10 protein-coding genes are annotated in these 16165 nt (G+C 74.2%); 5 read left to right on the top strand and 5 right to left on the bottom strand.

The window, feature by feature from the left end; genetic code table 11:
- Positions 1–485 precede the first annotated feature (485 nt).
- The 3 genes from LZF96_RS00695 to LZF96_RS00685 all read left to right on the top strand — a co-directional run bounded on the left by LZF96_RS00695 (position 486) and on the right by LZF96_RS00685 (position 8073).
- Entirely contained in the window at positions 486–3833 is a 3348-nt protein-coding gene (locus LZF96_RS00695; protein ID WP_233864978.1) for a hypothetical protein, read from the top strand.
- Between the two features lie 321 nt (positions 3834–4154).
- Complete coding sequence (locus tag LZF96_RS00690; RefSeq protein WP_233864561.1) at positions 4155–5729, top strand: succinic semialdehyde dehydrogenase; 1575 nt, start codon at positions 4155–4157, stop codon at positions 5727–5729.
- Positions 5730–6015: 286 nt separating this feature from the next.
- The gene (locus tag LZF96_RS00685; protein WP_374203049.1) at positions 6016–8073 is read left to right on the top strand and encodes a GMC family oxidoreductase N-terminal domain-containing protein; all 2058 of its coding nucleotides are present in this window, start codon (positions 6016–6018) and stop codon (positions 8071–8073) included.
- A 281-nt stretch (positions 8074–8354) separates the two neighbouring features.
- Here the strand turns inward: LZF96_RS00685 and LZF96_RS00680 are convergent, their stop codons facing one another.
- Both LZF96_RS00680 and LZF96_RS00675 read right to left on the bottom strand, forming a co-directional pair.
- Positions 8355–9440, bottom strand: a complete 1086-nt coding sequence (locus LZF96_RS00680) for a hypothetical protein (RefSeq protein ID WP_233864559.1) — start codon at positions 9438–9440, stop codon at positions 8355–8357.
- Between the two features lie 977 nt (positions 9441–10417).
- Complete coding sequence (locus tag LZF96_RS00675; protein ID WP_233864557.1) at positions 10418–10843, bottom strand: chorismate mutase; 426 nt, start codon at positions 10841–10843, stop codon at positions 10418–10420.
- A gap of 330 nt (positions 10844–11173) precedes the next feature.
- On the opposite strand from LZF96_RS00675, the gene guaA reads away from it, so the two are divergent.
- Both guaA and LZF96_RS00665 read left to right on the top strand, forming a co-directional pair.
- Positions 11174–12757, top strand: coding sequence for a glutamine-hydrolyzing GMP synthase (guaA, locus tag LZF96_RS00670; RefSeq protein ID WP_233864926.1), 1584 nt, complete (start codon positions 11174–11176; stop codon positions 12755–12757).
- Between the two features lie 124 nt (positions 12758–12881).
- A complete protein-coding gene (locus tag LZF96_RS00665; RefSeq protein ID WP_233864555.1) occupies positions 12882–13490 on the top strand; it encodes a Uma2 family endonuclease in 609 nt (202 codons plus the stop codon).
- A 34-nt stretch (positions 13491–13524) separates the two neighbouring features.
- Here the strand turns inward: LZF96_RS00665 and LZF96_RS00660 are convergent, their stop codons facing one another.
- The 3 genes from LZF96_RS00660 to LZF96_RS00650 all read right to left on the bottom strand — a co-directional run bounded on the left by LZF96_RS00660 (position 13525) and on the right by LZF96_RS00650 (position 16115).
- Positions 13525–14589 (bottom strand): hypothetical protein, encoded by a 1065-nt coding sequence (locus LZF96_RS00660; RefSeq protein ID WP_233864553.1) that lies wholly within the window; start codon positions 14587–14589, stop codon positions 13525–13527.
- Entirely contained in the window at positions 14580–15260 is a 681-nt protein-coding gene (locus tag LZF96_RS00655; protein WP_233864551.1) for a hypothetical protein, read from the bottom strand. Before LZF96_RS00655 ends, LZF96_RS00660 begins: the two co-directional genes overlap by 10 nt.
- Positions 15261–15413: 153 nt before the next feature.
- On the bottom strand, positions 15414–16115 hold the full coding sequence (locus LZF96_RS00650) for a class I SAM-dependent methyltransferase (protein WP_233864549.1): 702 nt from the start codon (positions 16113–16115) through the stop codon (positions 15414–15416).
- Between the last annotated feature and the right edge of the window lie 50 nt (positions 16116–16165).

Here is a 16165-nt window from a genome sequence, read left to right as displayed (position 1 = left end):
GCCGGACCCCCACTGCTCCGTCGGCGTCCCGTCCCGCTCCGGTCCGGCGCCCGGGGGATTCGCGCGGATCCCCCGGCCGCCGGTCGCGACGACGGACGCGCCGGACACATCGTGAACAACATCCATCGGAGCACCCGGAGCACCCGGAGCACCCGGAGCACCCGGGACATCGGTAACACCACGGACCACACCGGTGCCGGCGGTGTCGCCGGCGTCGCGGAACACCATCGGGCGATGCCCGGGCCCCGTCGACCGCGCGGCGCCGACCCGGCGCGTGGCCGGGGGAGTCCGGGGCCGGTACCGGGGGAACGACAGGGATGGGGGGAAGATCCGGTAGCGGACCGCCCCCGACGGGTAGGACGAGGAATCGACGGGTTCCGCGCCCCGGCGCGGAGCCCCCGGCACGCGCCGGGTCCGCGGGGCGGGCCGGGCGAACGGAAGTGACACCGCGAGGGCGGTGTCACGGGGTGACGAGGGGAGGGGCCGTGGACGGTTTCTCGGGACGGGTGCTGGCCGACCGTTATCAGCTGCCGCGCCTTCCCACCGACGAGTTCGAACTCGTCGAGTCGAGGGCCTTCGACACGGCCAGCGGCCAGGAGGTGCTGGTCCGACAGGTGCCGCTGCCCGAGGTCGTCGAGGCGGAGACGTTGGACGGCACCCGGGCCGGCGGTCCCGCCGGATCCCCGGGGCACGCCCGCGCCACCCGTACCCCCGACGACCCGGTGGTGCGGCGGGCCGTGGAGGCCGCCGCGGCCGCCGCCGGCCTCCCCGACCACGCCCGTCTGGACCAGGTGTTCGACGTCTTCGTGCAGGGCGACGGCCTGTGGATCGTCAGCGAACTGGTCCCGGCCCGCCCGCTGGCCGCCCTGCTCGCCGAGGCACCGCTGAACCCCTACCGGGCGGCCGAGGTCGCCGCCGACCTGCTGGCCGCCCTGCGCGTGGTCCACGCGCACGGCTGGGTGCACCGCAACCTCACCGCCCGCACCGTCCTGATCTGCGACGACGGCCGGGCCCTGCTCACCGGCCTGGCCTCCGGCGCGGCGGAGGAGGTGCTGTGCGGATACGATCCGTTCCCCGCCGCCCGCCCCCACGGAGGGGCCGACCGCCCGGCCCCCCGCCCGACCGTCGCCGGGCCGGAGGGCGGTGCCGACGGCCCCCGCGACGCGGCGCCGCGCCCGGTCGAACAGGCCGGCCCGCCCCGCGAGATGCCCGGTGGCACCGGGCATCCGGGACCGCCTCCCCCCGGGCAACACGGCCCCGATCCCGGCGACCGGGGCCCGGAGACGATGCGGCTGCGCACCACCGGCTCCACCGGCACTCCGCCGTACGACCCCGCCGCCGCCCCCCCCGGCGCGGCGTCCCCGCCCCGGCCGGGGGAGCCCGACCGCCCCGGTTCCCCGCCGCAGGGCCCCCCGCAGCACGGTCACACCGCCTACCGTGACCACGTGCCGGCCCCGCGTGGCGGCGGCCCCACGGGCCCGCCGCCACCCACCGGCCCGGTCGCCCCGGGGCGCGGGGCGACCGATGCCCGCACGGCGGATCCGTATGCCGCCCCGGAGGCCCCGCACGGGCGACACCCCGGGCACCCCGGGGAGGACCACCCGTATCCGTCCCGGGCGCCCCGGGCCCCGGCCGACCCGCCCCCGCGGTACGGCGCGCCCGCCGTCTCCGGCCCCGTCCCCCCGCCCGTGCCCGACGAGCCCGACGGGGAGGCCGACGCTCCCGCCTCGGCCGAGATCTGGGACCTGGAGGCCGAGCCGGAGCCCGGCGACCCCGGTGCCGAGGGGCTCGCCGCCCCGTACCCCGCCCGGACCGACGCCCCCGCCGACCCGTACGCCGACCCGCACGCGCGGAACCACCCGCACGCCCTGCCCGGTGTCCCCGGGCAGGGAGCCGGTCCCTTCCCCACCACCTGGGACTTCGAGGGCGGCGCCCCCGGCAACGGCCGGCCGCCGTACGGACACCCGCCCGGTCCACCGGACGGCACCGGCGGCCGCGCCGCCCTGGCCGCCGCCCGGGAGGAGAACCCGCAGCGGTACCGGGGTCCGCGCCACCTCAGCGACCGTCCGCAACCCCCGTTGCCGCCCGACCCCTCCCCGGCCGCCATCGAGCGCGCCCAGCGCAGCGGGGCCATCGCCGCCTACCGCGCGGGCACCCGGGCCGGGGCCGACGCGGTGCGCCGTCCCGGTGGGCCGCAGGGCCCGGGCACCGGTGAGGGATCCCGTGATCGGGGCGGTCGGGAGCAGGGCGCCCGCCCGCTGCCCGGCGGCCCGGTCGGCACCCCCGGCGGTCCGCACCGCCCGGGGGGACCGCATGCCCCCGAACCGACCGGCCCCGACGGTCCGACCCGGCCCCCGCATCACGGGGACCCGCATCACGGGGAGACGGCGGGGGAATCCCGTGGCTGGGAGTCCGCGGCGCCCTCCGGCCCGCTGCCCCGCCCGCGCCCCGACCGCGCCGGCGCCCCCTCGGCGGCCGACCCCTCCACCGGTGACGCCGGCCGGACGCCCGTCCCCGCGCCGCGCCCCGCCGGCACCGGCAACATCCCCACCACCGGGCGCCGTTACCGCGGCCCCGACAGCGCCCGCGCCGCCGAGCGCGCCCGCCAGGCCCGGATGGCCGTGGTCGGCCCGGTCACCGAGCGCTGGGCGCCCGAGCAGGCCGGACCGGTCTACGAGCACTGGCGACTCGCCCCGCCCGTCGGTCCCGCCGCCGACCTGTGGGCGCTGGGCGCGCTGCTCTTCCGCGCCGTGCAGGGCCACCCGCCCTACCCCGAGGACAACGTCCTGGAACTGGTGCAGGCGGTGGTCTCCGAGCAGCCCGCCTTCGCCGAGGAGTGCGGGGCGCTGCGCCCGGTCGTGGACTCCCTGCTGCGCCAGGACCCCACCGAGCGCCCCCACCCCGAGGTGGTCCGCGGCTGGCTGCGGTCGATCATCCGCTCCGCGCCCGAGCCGGACGTGGGCCGCCGCACCGTCACTGCGCCGCCGATGCTGGAGGCCGGGGCGCCCGCCGACCCCCGCCGACTGCCGGTGGTGCGCCGACGCGGGGAACTGGTCTCCCGCCGCAAGCGCTCCGAGTCCTCCCCGCGCCGCCTGGGCTGTCTGCTGCTGGCGTTGGTGCTGCTGCTGTGCGGATTGGCGGTGGCGGCCGCCGCGTTCCTGCTGCCGGACGCGAACGAGGACAGGGCCGGCACCGACCCGGCGCCGACCGAGCCGCCGGTCGACCCCACCGGCGTGGGCAGTCCCGGTCCGCAGGAACCGACCGATCCCGGTGAGACCGGCGAGGACGGGGAGGGGGACGCGACGGACGGCCCCGGCGACCCCGGTGACGAGCCGGACGCCCCCGACCCGACCCCCGGCACCGAACCCACCGCCGGCCCCGGCGCCCCCGGCGGCTACGCGCTGGCGCAGGATCCGGCCGGCTTCGCCATCGCCATCCCGGACGGCTGGCAGCGCCGGGAGGACGGCGGCGACGTGGTGCGCTACGTCGGCGACGGTCTGGAACTGGTGGTGGTCACCGGCCGGGACGGCACCGGCGAGTTCGGTGAGGACCCGATGGCCTACCAGTTGCAGTCCCAGCCCGAACTGCGCGAGTACCGCGACTCGGCGTGGAAGTCCTCCGGCAGCCTGCGCACCACCCGGGTGGGCAACATCCTGATGGCGGAGGGCGGCTTCACCTGGGACCGCTCGGGGATGCGGTACGCGCAGAACCGGGTGCTGCTGATCGAGGACCGGTACCACGTGGTGATGGTGCGCGGACCGGAGGGCTCCCGGGACGAGATCGCCGGGGTGCACGCCGGCGTCGCCGACACCTACGCGTACCGGGGCGACTGACCGGGGGCCCGCTTCCGTCCCCCGCTTCCGTCCCCCGGTCCCGGTCCCGGGTCCGGACCGGGCCCCGCGCCCGTTCCGGTGCCCGAGTGGCCGGTACCCGGTGCCCGGCCCCGTTCCACCGCTCTCGGTGCCCGGCCCCCGTGCCCGCCCCGGCTCCCGGCACCGGTGGCCCTCCGTCCGGTGCCCGCCCCGCCGAGCCGTCGCCCCGCGCCGGTCCCGCCGGTACGGCCGGCCCCGGGGTGCCGGCGATCGCCGGCACCCCGGGCGAAAAACGGTTACCACCGGGTAGGCACCGGTGCGCCGCCCGCCTACCCTCGCGTCATGACGACCGAATCGGTTCCGGCCCGCCCCCGCCCCACCGCGGCGGTCGATCCCGCTCTGGTGCGCCGGCTCACCGCCGACGTCATCGGCGGTGACACCACCTCCTGCCACGCCCCCTTCACCGGCGAACGCCTCGCCGACCTCCCCGCCGCGACCGTCGAGGAGGTCGGCGTCGCCCGGGACCGGGCCCGCGCCGCGCAGAGCGCCTGGGCCGCCCGCCCGCCCCGCGAGCGCGCCGCGGTCCTGCTGCGCTTCCACGACCTGCTCCTGGACCGCCAGGACGAGGTGCTCGACCTCGTCCAACTGGAGACCGGCAAGTCCCGACTGCACGCCCACGAGGAGGTCCAGTCGGTCGCCCTGGTCGCCCGCCACTACGGCCGGCGCGGTCCCGCCCACCTGCGGCCCCGCCGCCACACCGGTGCCGTGCCCGGCCTCACCACCGCCGTGGAGCACCGCCGTCCGCGCGGCCTCGTCGGCGTCATCGCCCCCTGGAACTACCCCCTCGAGCTCACCGTCGGCGACGCCCTGCCCGCCCTGGTCGCCGGCAACGCGGTATTGATGAAGCCCGACACCGAGACCGCCCTCACCGCCCTGTGGGCCCGTCGACTGCTGATCGAGGCCGGCCTGCCCCCGACGGTGTGGCAGATCGTCCTCGGCGACGGCCCGGTCGTCGGCCCGGCCGTCATCGCCGTCGTCGACCACCTCTCCTTCACCGGCTCCACCCGCACCGGCCGACAGGTCGCCCGGGCCGCCGGGGACCGCCTGATCGGCGTCGACCTCGAACTCGGCGGCAAGAACCCGATGATCGTCCTGGAGGACGCCGACCCCGACCGGGCGGCCGAGGGCGCCGTACGGGCCTGCTTCACCTCCGCCGGCCAGCTGTGCGTCTCCATCGAGCGCCTCCTGGTCCACGAGCGGATCGCCGACGCCTTCCTCGACCGCCTCCTCACCCGCACCGCCGCCCTGCGGATGGGCCCCGGCCTCGACTGGGACATCGACCTCGGTTCGCTCTCCTCCGGCGCCCAACTCGAGGTGGTCACCCGGCACGTCACCGAAGCCGTCGCAGGGGGAGCCCGGATCCTCGCCGGCGGCCGGCCCCGCCCGGACCTCGGGCCGTGGTTCCACGAACCCACCGTCCTGGAGGGCGTGACCCCCGACATGGCCGTTCACGCCGAGGAGACCTTCGGGCCGGTCGTCGCCGTCCACCGCTTCACCGACGACGAGGAGGCACTGCGCCTGGCCGACGCCGGCCGCTACGGCCTCAACGCCTCGGTATGGGGTCGCGACATCCGCCGCGCCCGCGCCCTCGCCGCCCGCCTGCGCACCGGCACCGTCAACATCAACGAGGGGTACGGCGCCGCCTACGGCAGCGTCCGCGCCCCCATGGGAGGCATGGGAGACTCCGGTGTCGGCCGCCGCCACGGCGCCGAGGGCATCCTGCGCTTCACCGAGGCCCAGACCATCGCCCGGCAGCGTCTGCTGCCGCTGGGGCCGTCCATGGGGATGGACAACCGTGCCCACGCCGCTCTGATGACCCGCGCGCTGCGCCTGATGAAGCGGGTCGGGATGGGCTGAGCCGCCGCCGGCGCCGCTCCCGGACCGGGGCACACCGCCACCGGGCCGGGGCGGCGACGACCGCCCCGGGCGCCGGCCCGCCGGCCGATACCGCGCCTCCGAGCCCCCTGCCGTCATCCTCGGGCCCGAACCCCGAACCCCGAACCCCGAACCCGATCCACTCCCGACCACGCCCGGCCGGCTCCGGACCGTTCCCGGGACCCCGGTGGCCCGCCCGCCGCTCGACCCGATCCGGTCCCGTGCCGCCACCCGCCCGCCGAGCACCGCACCGCAGAGGAGGACGCCCGTGTCCGAAGCCGCCGCAGACCGCCCCACCGGCCCCGGGGACGGTGTCCCCGGTGCCGGTGGGGCGGGGCCGATCGGCCACATCGAGGGTGCCGACCACACCGAACCCGGCGCTCACACCGAGAGCGCCGAGAGCGCCGGGGACGGGGGCGGGGAGTACGACCACGACGTCATCGTCGTCGGCTCCGGCTTCGGCGGCGCCGTCGCCGCCCTGCGCCTGAGCGAGAAGGGGTACCGGGTCGCCGTCCTGGAGGCCGGCCGCCGCTTCGACCGCGCCGACCTCCCCGCCACCTCCTGGAACCTGCGCGACTACCTGTGGGCCCCGGGTCTGGGCCTGTACGGCATCCAGCGCGTCCACCCGCTCGACAACGTCCTCGTCCTCGCGGGAGCCGGCGTGGGCGGCGGTTCCCTCAACTACGGCAACACCCTCTATGTCCCGCCGGACGCCTTCTTCACCGACCGCCAGTGGGCCGGGATCACCGACTGGCGGGCGGAGCTGACCCCCTGGTACGAGCAGGCGCGCCGGATGCTCGGCGTGCGGGTCAACCCCGACACCACCCCCGCCGACGAGCACCTGCGGGCCGCCGCCGAACGCATGGGCATCGGCCACACCTACCGCCCCACCCCCGTCGGCGTCTTCTTCGGCGACGGCCTGGACGGCGACGGCACCCGCACCGCCCGCCCCGGCGAGGAGGTTCCCGACCCCTACTTCGGCGGCGCCGGCCCCGAACGGCGGGCGTGCAGCCGCTGCGGGGAGTGCATGACCGGCTGCCGGCACGGCGCCAAGAACACCCTCAACGAGAACTACCTCCACCTCGCCGAACGGGCCGGCGCGGTGATCCACCCCCTGACCACCGTCACCGCGATCACCGAGTTCACCGACCGGGAGGGGAACACCGGCCACGCCGTCACCGTCGTGCCCACCGACATCCCGCCGCGCCGCCGCCGGCGTCACGCCAGGGTGCTGCGCGCCCCCCGGGTGGTGCTCGCCGCCGGTACCCACGGCACCCAGACCCTGCTGCACCGGATGCGCGACACCGGCACGCTGCCCCGCCTCTCCGACCGCCTCGGCACCCTCACCCGAACCAACTCCGAGGCCCTGGTCGGCGCGCAGACCACCCCCCGCCGTTACCGCCGTGCCCTGGCCGCCGCCGGACGCCCGCCCGTCGAACCCGACTTCACCCGGGGCGTGGCCATCACCTCCTCGATCCACCCCGACGAGCACACCCACATCGAGCCGGTCCGCTACGGCCGGGGCTCCAACGCCATGGGGTTGCTCTCCATCGCGCAGTTCCGCCGGGACGGACGACTGCCCCGCCCGCTCGCCTTCCTCGGCTCGGCCCTGCGGCACCCCGTGCGCTTCCTGCGCTCGCTCTCCAACCACCGCTGGTCCGAACGCACCATCATCGGGCTGGTCATGCAGACCCACGACAACTCGCTCACCACCCACCTGCGGCGACGCGGGCCCCTCCGGGGCCTGCTCACCGCCCGGCAGGGGCACGGAGCGCCCAACCCGGAGTGGATCCCCGAGGGCGCGGAGGCGGCCCGCCGGCTCGCCGAGGAGATCGGCGGCTTCGCGGGCACCAACGTGGGGGAGGTGTTCGGGATGCCGCTGACCGCCCATTTCCTCGGCGGCTGCCCCATCGGGGACGGGCCCGATACCGGCGTGGTGGATCCCTACCACCGGCTGTACGGACACCCGGGGATCAGCGTCGTGGACGGCGCGGCCGTCTCCGCCAACCTCGGCGTCAACCCCTCGCTGACCATCACCGCCCAGGCGGAACGCGCCATGTCCCTGTGGCCCAACCGGGGCGAGCCGGACCCGCGTCCCGAACAGGGCGCCGGGTACCGGCGCGTGGCACCGGTGCCACCGGCGCGGCCCGCCGTGCCGGCGGACGCCTTCGCCGCGCTGCGCCTGCCCCTGCTGCCCGTCCCCACCCTCCCGCCCCGGGGCGGGAGCGGCAGCACTGACGGGGCCGGCGACGACCCACCGCCCGGCGGTGGGGGGACGACCGGCGCACGCCGTCCGCCGGCGGCCGAACCGGGTACGGGGCCCTGACCCGATTTCCGACCGCCGGGCCCGGAGGGTCGGGCCGGGGGCGGCTCCGTCAGTGCTGCCCCCGGCGCGTGCCGGGGTGGCGCGAGTGAACGCCCGGCTGGTGGGTCGCGGTCCGACCGTGCGGAGGCGTGGCAAGGACCCATCGGTTTCCCGGGGGAAACCGGGCGTGGAAACGGCCCCGGGCCGGCTCCCGTGGGGGAACCGGCCCGGGTGTGAGGTGGGCGCGTCGACGGACGGCGCCCACCACACGGGTGTCGCGGGGTGTTGTCGGGAGGTGCCGATCAGACGGCGGCACCCGCGCCGCGACGACGCACCATGTAGACGGCGGCGGCGCCCATCGCGACGGCGGCGGCACCGGTCAGGGCGTAGACCGCCAGGCCCGAGCCGGCACCGGTCTGCGCGAGCTGCAGGTCCGGGCTGCGCTTGGCCGGGCCGGCGGGCTCGGCCTCCTTGTCGCTGCTGTTCCCACCGGGCGCGGTGATGGAGAAGGCGTAGTACCAACCGCCCTCCCAGCCGCACTCCTGGCCGTTGACCTCACCGATGTAGGCGCCACCGCTGACGGCGGCACCGTCCACGGTCGGGGCGTCCTTGTCGATGGAGATCCGGAAGTCGGTCACGACGGTGTCGCTACCGGCGGGCAGGACGTCCAGCTCGGCGTAGACGCCGGCCGCGAAGCCGTCGTCGTCCAGGGACTCCCAGCCGTTGTCGCCCCGGAACTCCAGGTTGACGTACTCGGACAGCCAGGAGTACTTGTCGAGGTTGTCGAAGTCCAGCTCGCCCTTCTCGAGGTCCTCGTAGAGCTTGAGGTTCTCGACCTCGGCCCAGAGGATCACGTCGCGAAGGTCCACGTCGCTGACGTTGGTGGCGTGCATGGCGAACTCGTGCCAGCCGCTGCCCGCGACGATGGTCTCGGACAGGCCCACGACCTCGGTCAGCAGACCGTCCTCGTAGTCGGCGTCGAGGTCGGTGCAGAAGGCGAACTCGTCCTCCGGCGCCTCGCCGGAGTCGCCGTCCTCGTCCTCGTCGGGGGTCTCGGACTCGTCGCCCTCGTCACCGCCGGGGATCTGGCCGCCGGGGACCTGACCGCCGGGGGCGTCGTCCTCCTCGGTCTCGTCCACGGTGTCGGGGGTGTCGGTGGACTGGTCCTCGCCCTCGTCGGCGGAGTGGTCGTCGCCCTCGTCGGCGGTCTCCTCCGTGAGCGGCTGGACCTTCTCCTCACCGACGGTCTCGTCGGTGGTCTTCTCCTCGACGGGCGCTCCGGTCTCGGAGCTGCCGGTCTCATCCTGCGGCGCCTCGGTGGCGTACGCGGGGGCCGCCGCCAGGAGGGCGGCGGGGGCAATCACGGCCGTGGCCGCTGCTGTCGCCATTGCGCGACGAAGCTTCATCAAGGTCCCTTTGTTCAAAGCGGGTTCAGGGACTCCCGCATCCGAAGTGACGCCAAGTGTGACCTGCCGAACACGCGATCGGTTGTAGGCGTTGTGATCACGGAAAGATCACGATCCTCGTGGGGTGCGTACGCTGCCCCCAGTGAGGGTAGGAGTTGTCATCGGCCCCGCCCGCCACTCCCGGGCTCGGCCGCGGGAGATCGGGGCGGCATCCGATCATCGGGCCGGGCTGTCCGGCTCGAATCGGCTCCCCGCGCGGCGTACTTGACGAGGGGCGCCCCGATCGGGGCGCGTCCGTGAACGAGAGAGGCCCCGACGCGCGTTCCGGGGGGAGAGCGACGCGCCGGGGCCCGACCGGCACCGGCGACAGGGCGGCACGGGTGCCGGTGGGGCGACGCCCGGGGGGTGGCGCCGCCGTCCGTGGTCGGACCATTGGCGGTCCGAGGGTGTCCCTGAATCCTCAGCCATCAGGGGCCCCCGGGCAAGTACCGGAACGGCCGCGTTCGGGAGAAAAACGGCCCCGGTCACGAATGGGCGTACTCCGGTTGTTCCATGATCGACTTTGGGTCGCCCTCGGGTGACCGGGTGTGACGCCGGGGCCGAAGCGGGTCGGCCGACAGGGCCGGGGTGGGTCATCGCCGGCGTTCGCCGCCCCGCGAGAGCGGGAACGGCCGACCCCCGGCGTCCCGGGGGTCGACCGCCCCTCGTGACCGGTCCGCTGTCCCCTGCTGTCCGGCCACCGTCCCGGGGCGAGGTCCCACGACGCGCCCCCCTCGCCACACCGGAAGGGACCGCGACCGTCTCAACGACCCGGAAGCACCCGGCCCAACGACCACCCGGGGCCTCCGGTCACGTGCCGTACGGGTGACACCCGTACGGACCCCGGCGCACCCGGACGACCCCGCCCGGTCGCACGAGCCGGGAGCCCGGGAGCGCCTCACGCGCCCCCGCGTCCCGACTCAGATCCGGCCCCGGCCCAGCTCCAACAGCGTCATGGCCAGGTCGGTGCCGGGACGACCGAAGGCGTCCCCGTAGTGCCGCAGCACCTCCATCTCGCGGGTCAGGTGGACCCGCCGACCGCCGGAGGCGATCCGTGCCCGCTGGATTCGCCCGGAGACCTCCATCCGTTCCCGGATCAATCCGATGATCCGTTCGTCGAGGTTGTCGATCACCCCGCGCGCGTCACCGATCTCCCCGGCCGCGGCCGGGGAGCGCGCCCCCGTCCACTCGGTCGTGGACCGTTCCGGCCCGGGGGCCGGGGAGTCGGCCGGAGGAGGGGACAACGGACCCGTGGCGGCCGGGGAGGCGGACGTCACGGGAGGCGTCGTGGCGGTCGCGGTGGTGCCGGTCATGGCGGTGTCGGTCGTGGTGGTCGTGACGGTCATGGGTGTGTACTCCTTCACCGGTCCGCACACCCCGCCACCGACCCCGCCCGGCTCCCCGCACACGACGGACGCCCCGGGCCTGATCGGCCCGGGGCGTCCGGAGAATCGCTGGTCGTTACCGCACGCAGCGTTTCGCCCGACAGCCGGCCGAGCCGGTGCCATAGGCGAAGAAAAAGAACGCGCGGTGGAACATGTCGCCGAGTATGCCGGCCCCGCGCCGGACCGTCCCCGCCCCGGTCGCATCGTGAGACGGCCGCGGACCGGCCGGTAGACTCGTGGGCAGAACCCCTCGACCGCCGGAAGGCAAGCTCCGTGGCATCCGTGGAATCCCTGGCGTCGGAAGCACCCGCCGCCCCCGACACCGTCCTGGTCGTCGACTTCGGCGCCCAGTACGCCCAGCTCATCGCCCGTCGGGTCCGGGAGGCCCGGGTCTACAGCGAGATCGTGCCCTCCACCATGCCGGTGGACGAGATGCTGGCCCGCCGTCCGAGCGCGATCATCCTCTCCGGCGGCCCCTCCTCCGTCTACGCCGAGGAGGCTCCCGGCATCGACCGCGCCATCTTCGAGGCGGGGGTCCCCGTCTTCGGCATGTGCTACGGCTTCCAGCTGATGGCCGAGACCCTCGGCGGCACCGTCGACAACAACGGCGCCCGCGAGTACGGCCGCACCCCGTTGACCGTCAGCAAGTCCGGCTCCACCCTCTTCGAGGGCACGCCGGACGACCAGACGGTGTGGATGTCCCACGGCGACGCCTGCTCCGCCGCCCCCGAGGGCTTCGCCGTCACCGCCTCCACCGACCTCGTGCCCGTCGCCGCCTTCGAGAACGACGAGCGCCGGCTGTACGGCGTGCAGTACCACCCCGAGGTCATGCACACCACCCACGGCCAGCAGGTCCTGGAGCACTTCCTGTACCGGGGCGCGGGCATCGCCCCGACCTGGACCACCGGCTCCATCGTCGAGGAGCAGGTCGCCGCGATCCGCGAGCGGGTCGGCACCAAGCGGGCGATCTGCGGACTCTCCGGCGGGGTGGACTCCGCGGTGGCCGCCGCCCTCGTCAACAAGGCCATCGGCGACCGCCTGACCTGTGTGTACGTCGACCACGGTCTCATGCGCAAGGGTGAGACCGAGCAGGTCGAGAAGGACTTCGTCGCCGCCACCGGGGCCCGGCTGAAGGTCGTCGACGCCTCCGAGCGTTTCCTGTCCGCCCTGGCCGGGGTCACCGACCCGGAGCGGAAGCGGAAGATCATCGGCCGCGAGTTCATCCGGGTCTTCGAGCAGGCCCAGGCCGAGATCGTCGCCGAGGCCGACGACGCCGGCGAGGACGTCGCCTTCCTCGTGCAGGGCACTCTCTACCCGGACGTCGTGGAGTCCGGTGGCGGCACCGGCACCGCCAACATCAAGTCCCACCACAACGTCGGCGGCCTCCCCGAGGACCTCGAGTTCGAGCTCATCGAGCCGCTGCGCAAGCTGTTCAAGGACGAGGTCCGGATGGTCGGCCAGGAACTCGGCCTGCCCGAGGAGATCGTCCAGCGGCAGCCGTTCCCCGGCCCCGGCCTGGGCATCCGCATCGTCGGCGAGGTCACCCGGGACCGCCTGGAGCTGCTGCGCGAGGCCGACGCCATCGCCCGCGAGGAGCTGACCGCCGCCGGCCTGGACCGCGACATCTGGCAGTGCCCGGTGGTCCTGCTGGCCGATGTGCGCAGCGTCGGCGTCCAGGGCGACGGCCGCACCTACGGCCACCCGATCGTGCTGCGGCCGGTCTCCTCCGAGGACGCCATGACCGCCGACTGGTCCCGGCTGCCCTACGAGGTGCTGGCCCGCATCTCCACCCGGATCACCAACGAGGTCCGCGACGTCAACCGCGTCGTCCTCGACGTCACCAGCAAGCCGCCGGGGACCATCGAGTGGGAGTGACCCCCGCCGGTCCCTCCCGGGGGTGACCCCGGCGTCACCCCTGTTCGCCGCCACTCGCACGTTCGGGTGGCGGCGAAGCCGTTTCGCGGTCGGGGCTCCGACCCCCGGGGGCATGATCCCGTTCATGGAGGTTCCGAGGAACGGTCCCGAGCCGCTGCCCGCATGGGCCGTCCCACCGCCGGGCGGATTCACCGCCGAGGCTCTCGACCGCATCCCCGATCTCCCGCCGCACACGGAGCTGATTGACGGGAGCCTCGTTTTCGCGGGCCCGCAGCGCAAGTACCACATGCACTTCATTCGTCTCCTGGAGTACGGCCTCCCGCGTTCCGTTCCTCCGGGCTTCGAGGTACTGCGCGAGTTCGACGTGATCCTCGCCCCGCGACAGCGGCCGGTGCCCGATCTGATGGTGGGCCGTTCCCCGGCCGGGGGTGAGGACGACGGGGACCGGACCGCCTGTCGGGCCGAGGACGTGGTCCTGGTGGTCGAGGTCGTGTCCCCGGAATCCGAGGACCGCGACCGGGAGACCAAACCGATGAAGTACGCCCGGGCCGGCATCCGCCACTTCTGGCGGGTGGAGCGGGGCGAGGACGGCAACCCGGTGGTGTACGTCTACGAACTGGACCGGGCGGGTGTGACCTACGCCATCAGCGGTATCCACCACGACCGGCTGAAGCTGTCCGTCCCCTTCGACATCGACATCGACATCGCGCTCACCGCCATCGACCGCCTTTGACGTGCTTCTTCGGCCGGTTCTCCCCGCCTCGGGGTCAGCGGACGACGGCTTGGACTTCCATGACCTCGATGTCCCGGGTGGTGTCGAAGACGGCGGCGGGCAGGGTGTCGCCGGCGCCCCCAGAGCCCTCCCAGGAGACCTCCCACGTGATGCTCGCGGTCAGCGGGTAGGAGTCGACATGGTGGGTGGCGCGTCGGTAGACGAGCCCGCAGGGCGGGTCGTCCCCGGAGCGGCCGGTGGCGTAGGGGGTGCCGATGGAGCCGTCCTCGTTGATCGGGCACCGGCCGGAGCCGGGGAAGAGGTCGGCGTCCGCGGTTCCCGGAGCGATGGTCAGGGCGACGGGACGGGCGGTGGTGGTGGCCCACATGCCCCAACCGTCCAGGCTCGCGGTGACCGCCACGGGTGAGAAGTCCCCGGCGTCCGCCCAGATCCAGGTGGGCAAGTTCACCACCTGTCGGTCCTCGCGCTCGGGGCTGAGGGTGATGGTCGTCTCGGGTACCCGGAGGCGTTCGTACGCCAACTCGGCCAGGATCAGCGGCGAGAGTGCCCGCTCCACGTCCGGCGTCTCGCCGGCCTCCACCCAGAACGGGATGTTGCTGCACGACATGCGTTCCAGGATGTCCGGCTCGCTGGGGTTTTCCACCGCTCCCCACCACATGCCGTTCCCGGCTTCCTCGCTGTTGAAGTCCTCGTAGGGATCCCCGCCGTCGTAGTGCCGCCACATCCACCCCAGGGCCGAGGCGGCGTGACCGGTGTGGCCGGAGGGATCCCACCTGTCCTCCGCGAGTTCCCGCAACTGCTCCGGGTTCCAGGTGGGCGCGTACCAGCACGGAGGCGGTGTCCAGTCGCGTGAGGCGGAACGCAGCGGCCCGGTCGAACTGCCTGACCCGTTCCGACTCTCGTCCCACGTGATCGCCTGTCCCCCGGCACCGGCGAAGAGACCACCTTCATCGATGCCACCGGAAGGCCCGTCGTTCTGGGCCGGAGGCCACTTTCCCACCGGACTGGCGGAAGCGACTCCTCCTCCTGCCACGAAGAGGGCACCTGCCGTCCCACTGATCAGCAGCCATCGCATGGGGGCGTTACGTGCTATCGGCACTGAGCCGCCTCCGTTTCCGCGTCGACGTTTTGTGCCTGCCAGAAGTTTTCCATTCCGGGAGCGCTGCGCATGACGTACTGGAATCGGTAGAGACCCTCGCCATCCGCTTGTTCGGTGGGTTCCAGGGGTTCGCCTGAATCAACATCTTTTCCGTGCATCCCGGTGGTGTCGATGCAGAACTGAAAACCCAGAACCTCATCCGAGTTGTCGGTTCGGGAAACTTCCAGTTCGTAGTATCGCTCCGTGCCGTGGAGAGTCCAACCTCCGTCCATCCATGCCTGGATCTGACCTCGGGCATAGGACTGGGCGCCATCCGAGGAGTAATTCCGGTAGATGGGATGTTCCGGATCCTGCTCCACTATGGCGAGGGCGGTGCCGCTCAGGAAGGTTTCCAGGGCTTTCAGCGCCGCTGCTTCGTCGGGGTCCTCGGGGGTGTCCCAGTCGAAGACGAGTTCCACGTCGTCGGGGAGTTCGATCTCCGGATGGTCGCTCTCGGCGTCCTCCGGTTCGTCCCCGGTGTCCGTCTCCTCGGGTTCGGGTGTGCTCTCGGTGCCCTGGTCGGCGCCGGCGATCGGGGCGTCGTCGCTCCCCTCGGTTCCGCCGCAGGCGGTGAGGAGAAGGGCGGTGGCGGTCGCGGCGGCCAGGGCCGCCGTCTTGGTGCGCGGTGTCACGGCCGAACGTCTCCCGGGGTGTCGTGGGCGGGACGGAGCGGGCCCAGGGGGGGGGCCGAACGGCAGGCTACCCGGCAGGGTTTCGGTCCCGCCGACCGTCCCGGGCGACTGTTGTGGGGCCCATGCATCGTTCGTGGGCCACTCGCGGGAGTGTCAGGCCCCGGGCTTCACCAGGCGCAGGGCGAGGAAGGTCGGGGCGGTGCTCAACCGCTCGTACCGCTCCCGGTCGATCTCGCGGAATCCCGGCACGGGACGGGGTTCCACCAACCTGTCCAGGGCGAAGCCCGCGCCGAGCAGTTCGCCGAGGAGGAGCTCCAGCGTCGCGCGCTGGTAGTGGATGGAGGCCCCACTTCCGCCCAGGTCGAGATCCACCCACTCCGAGGAGTGGTACGAGCCACCGAAGTGCCTCCAGTCGGCCGTCGGATGGGTGGTGGAGAGCAGCAGCCGCCCACTCGGCCGCAGTACCCGGAGCAGTTCGGACAGCAGCCCGCGCCGGTTGTCGATGTGGTGGATCATCAACGCGCACACCACGTCGTCGAACGAGGCGTCGGCGAGGAAGTCCAGGGGTTGTTCCAGGTCGTGCAGCCATAGTTCCACGCCGTCGCCCAGCCGCGCCCGCGCGTGCCGCAGCAGCGTGGCGCTGCCGTCCACGCCCACCACCTCGGCGCCGCGCGCCATGAACCCGGCGGCATGGTGGCCGGCCCCGCACCCCACGTCGAGGACTCTGCGCTCCTTCACGTCCCCCGCGAGATCGAGCAGGGCGGGACGGTCGATCCAGGCGTTGTACGGGCTGGTCTCGGCGTGCTCGGCGAAGAGGTCGCCGAGGTCGTCGTGGTAAGCGGTCTTCGGACGCATCCGGTCAGGATGGTCGGCCCACGCCGGGAGCGCAAACCCTTTGTCATCGC

The organism is Streptomyces sp. ST2-7A (genome assembly GCF_021390475.1).
Classification (GTDB): Bacteria; Actinomycetota; Actinomycetes; order Streptomycetales; family Streptomycetaceae; genus Streptomyces.
This window is presented reverse-complemented; position numbering and strand designations above follow the sequence as displayed.

Coding starts and splice junctions, on each gene's coding strand:
- LZF96_RS00675 (WP_233864557.1), bottom strand. CDS start 10,843: ATGACCGTCACGACCACCACGACCGACACCGCCATGACCGGCACCACC.
- LZF96_RS00665 (WP_233864555.1), top strand. CDS start 12,882: ATGGAGGTTCCGAGGAACGGTCCCGAGCCGCTGCCCGCATGGGCCGTC.
- LZF96_RS00680 (WP_233864559.1), bottom strand. CDS start 9,440: ATGGCGACAGCAGCGGCCACGGCCGTGATTGCCCCCGCCGCCCTCCTG.
- LZF96_RS00650 (WP_233864549.1), bottom strand. CDS start 16,115: ATGCGTCCGAAGACCGCTTACCACGACGACCTCGGCGACCTCTTCGCC.
- LZF96_RS00690 (WP_233864561.1), top strand. CDS start 4,155: ATGACGACCGAATCGGTTCCGGCCCGCCCCCGCCCCACCGCGGCGGTC.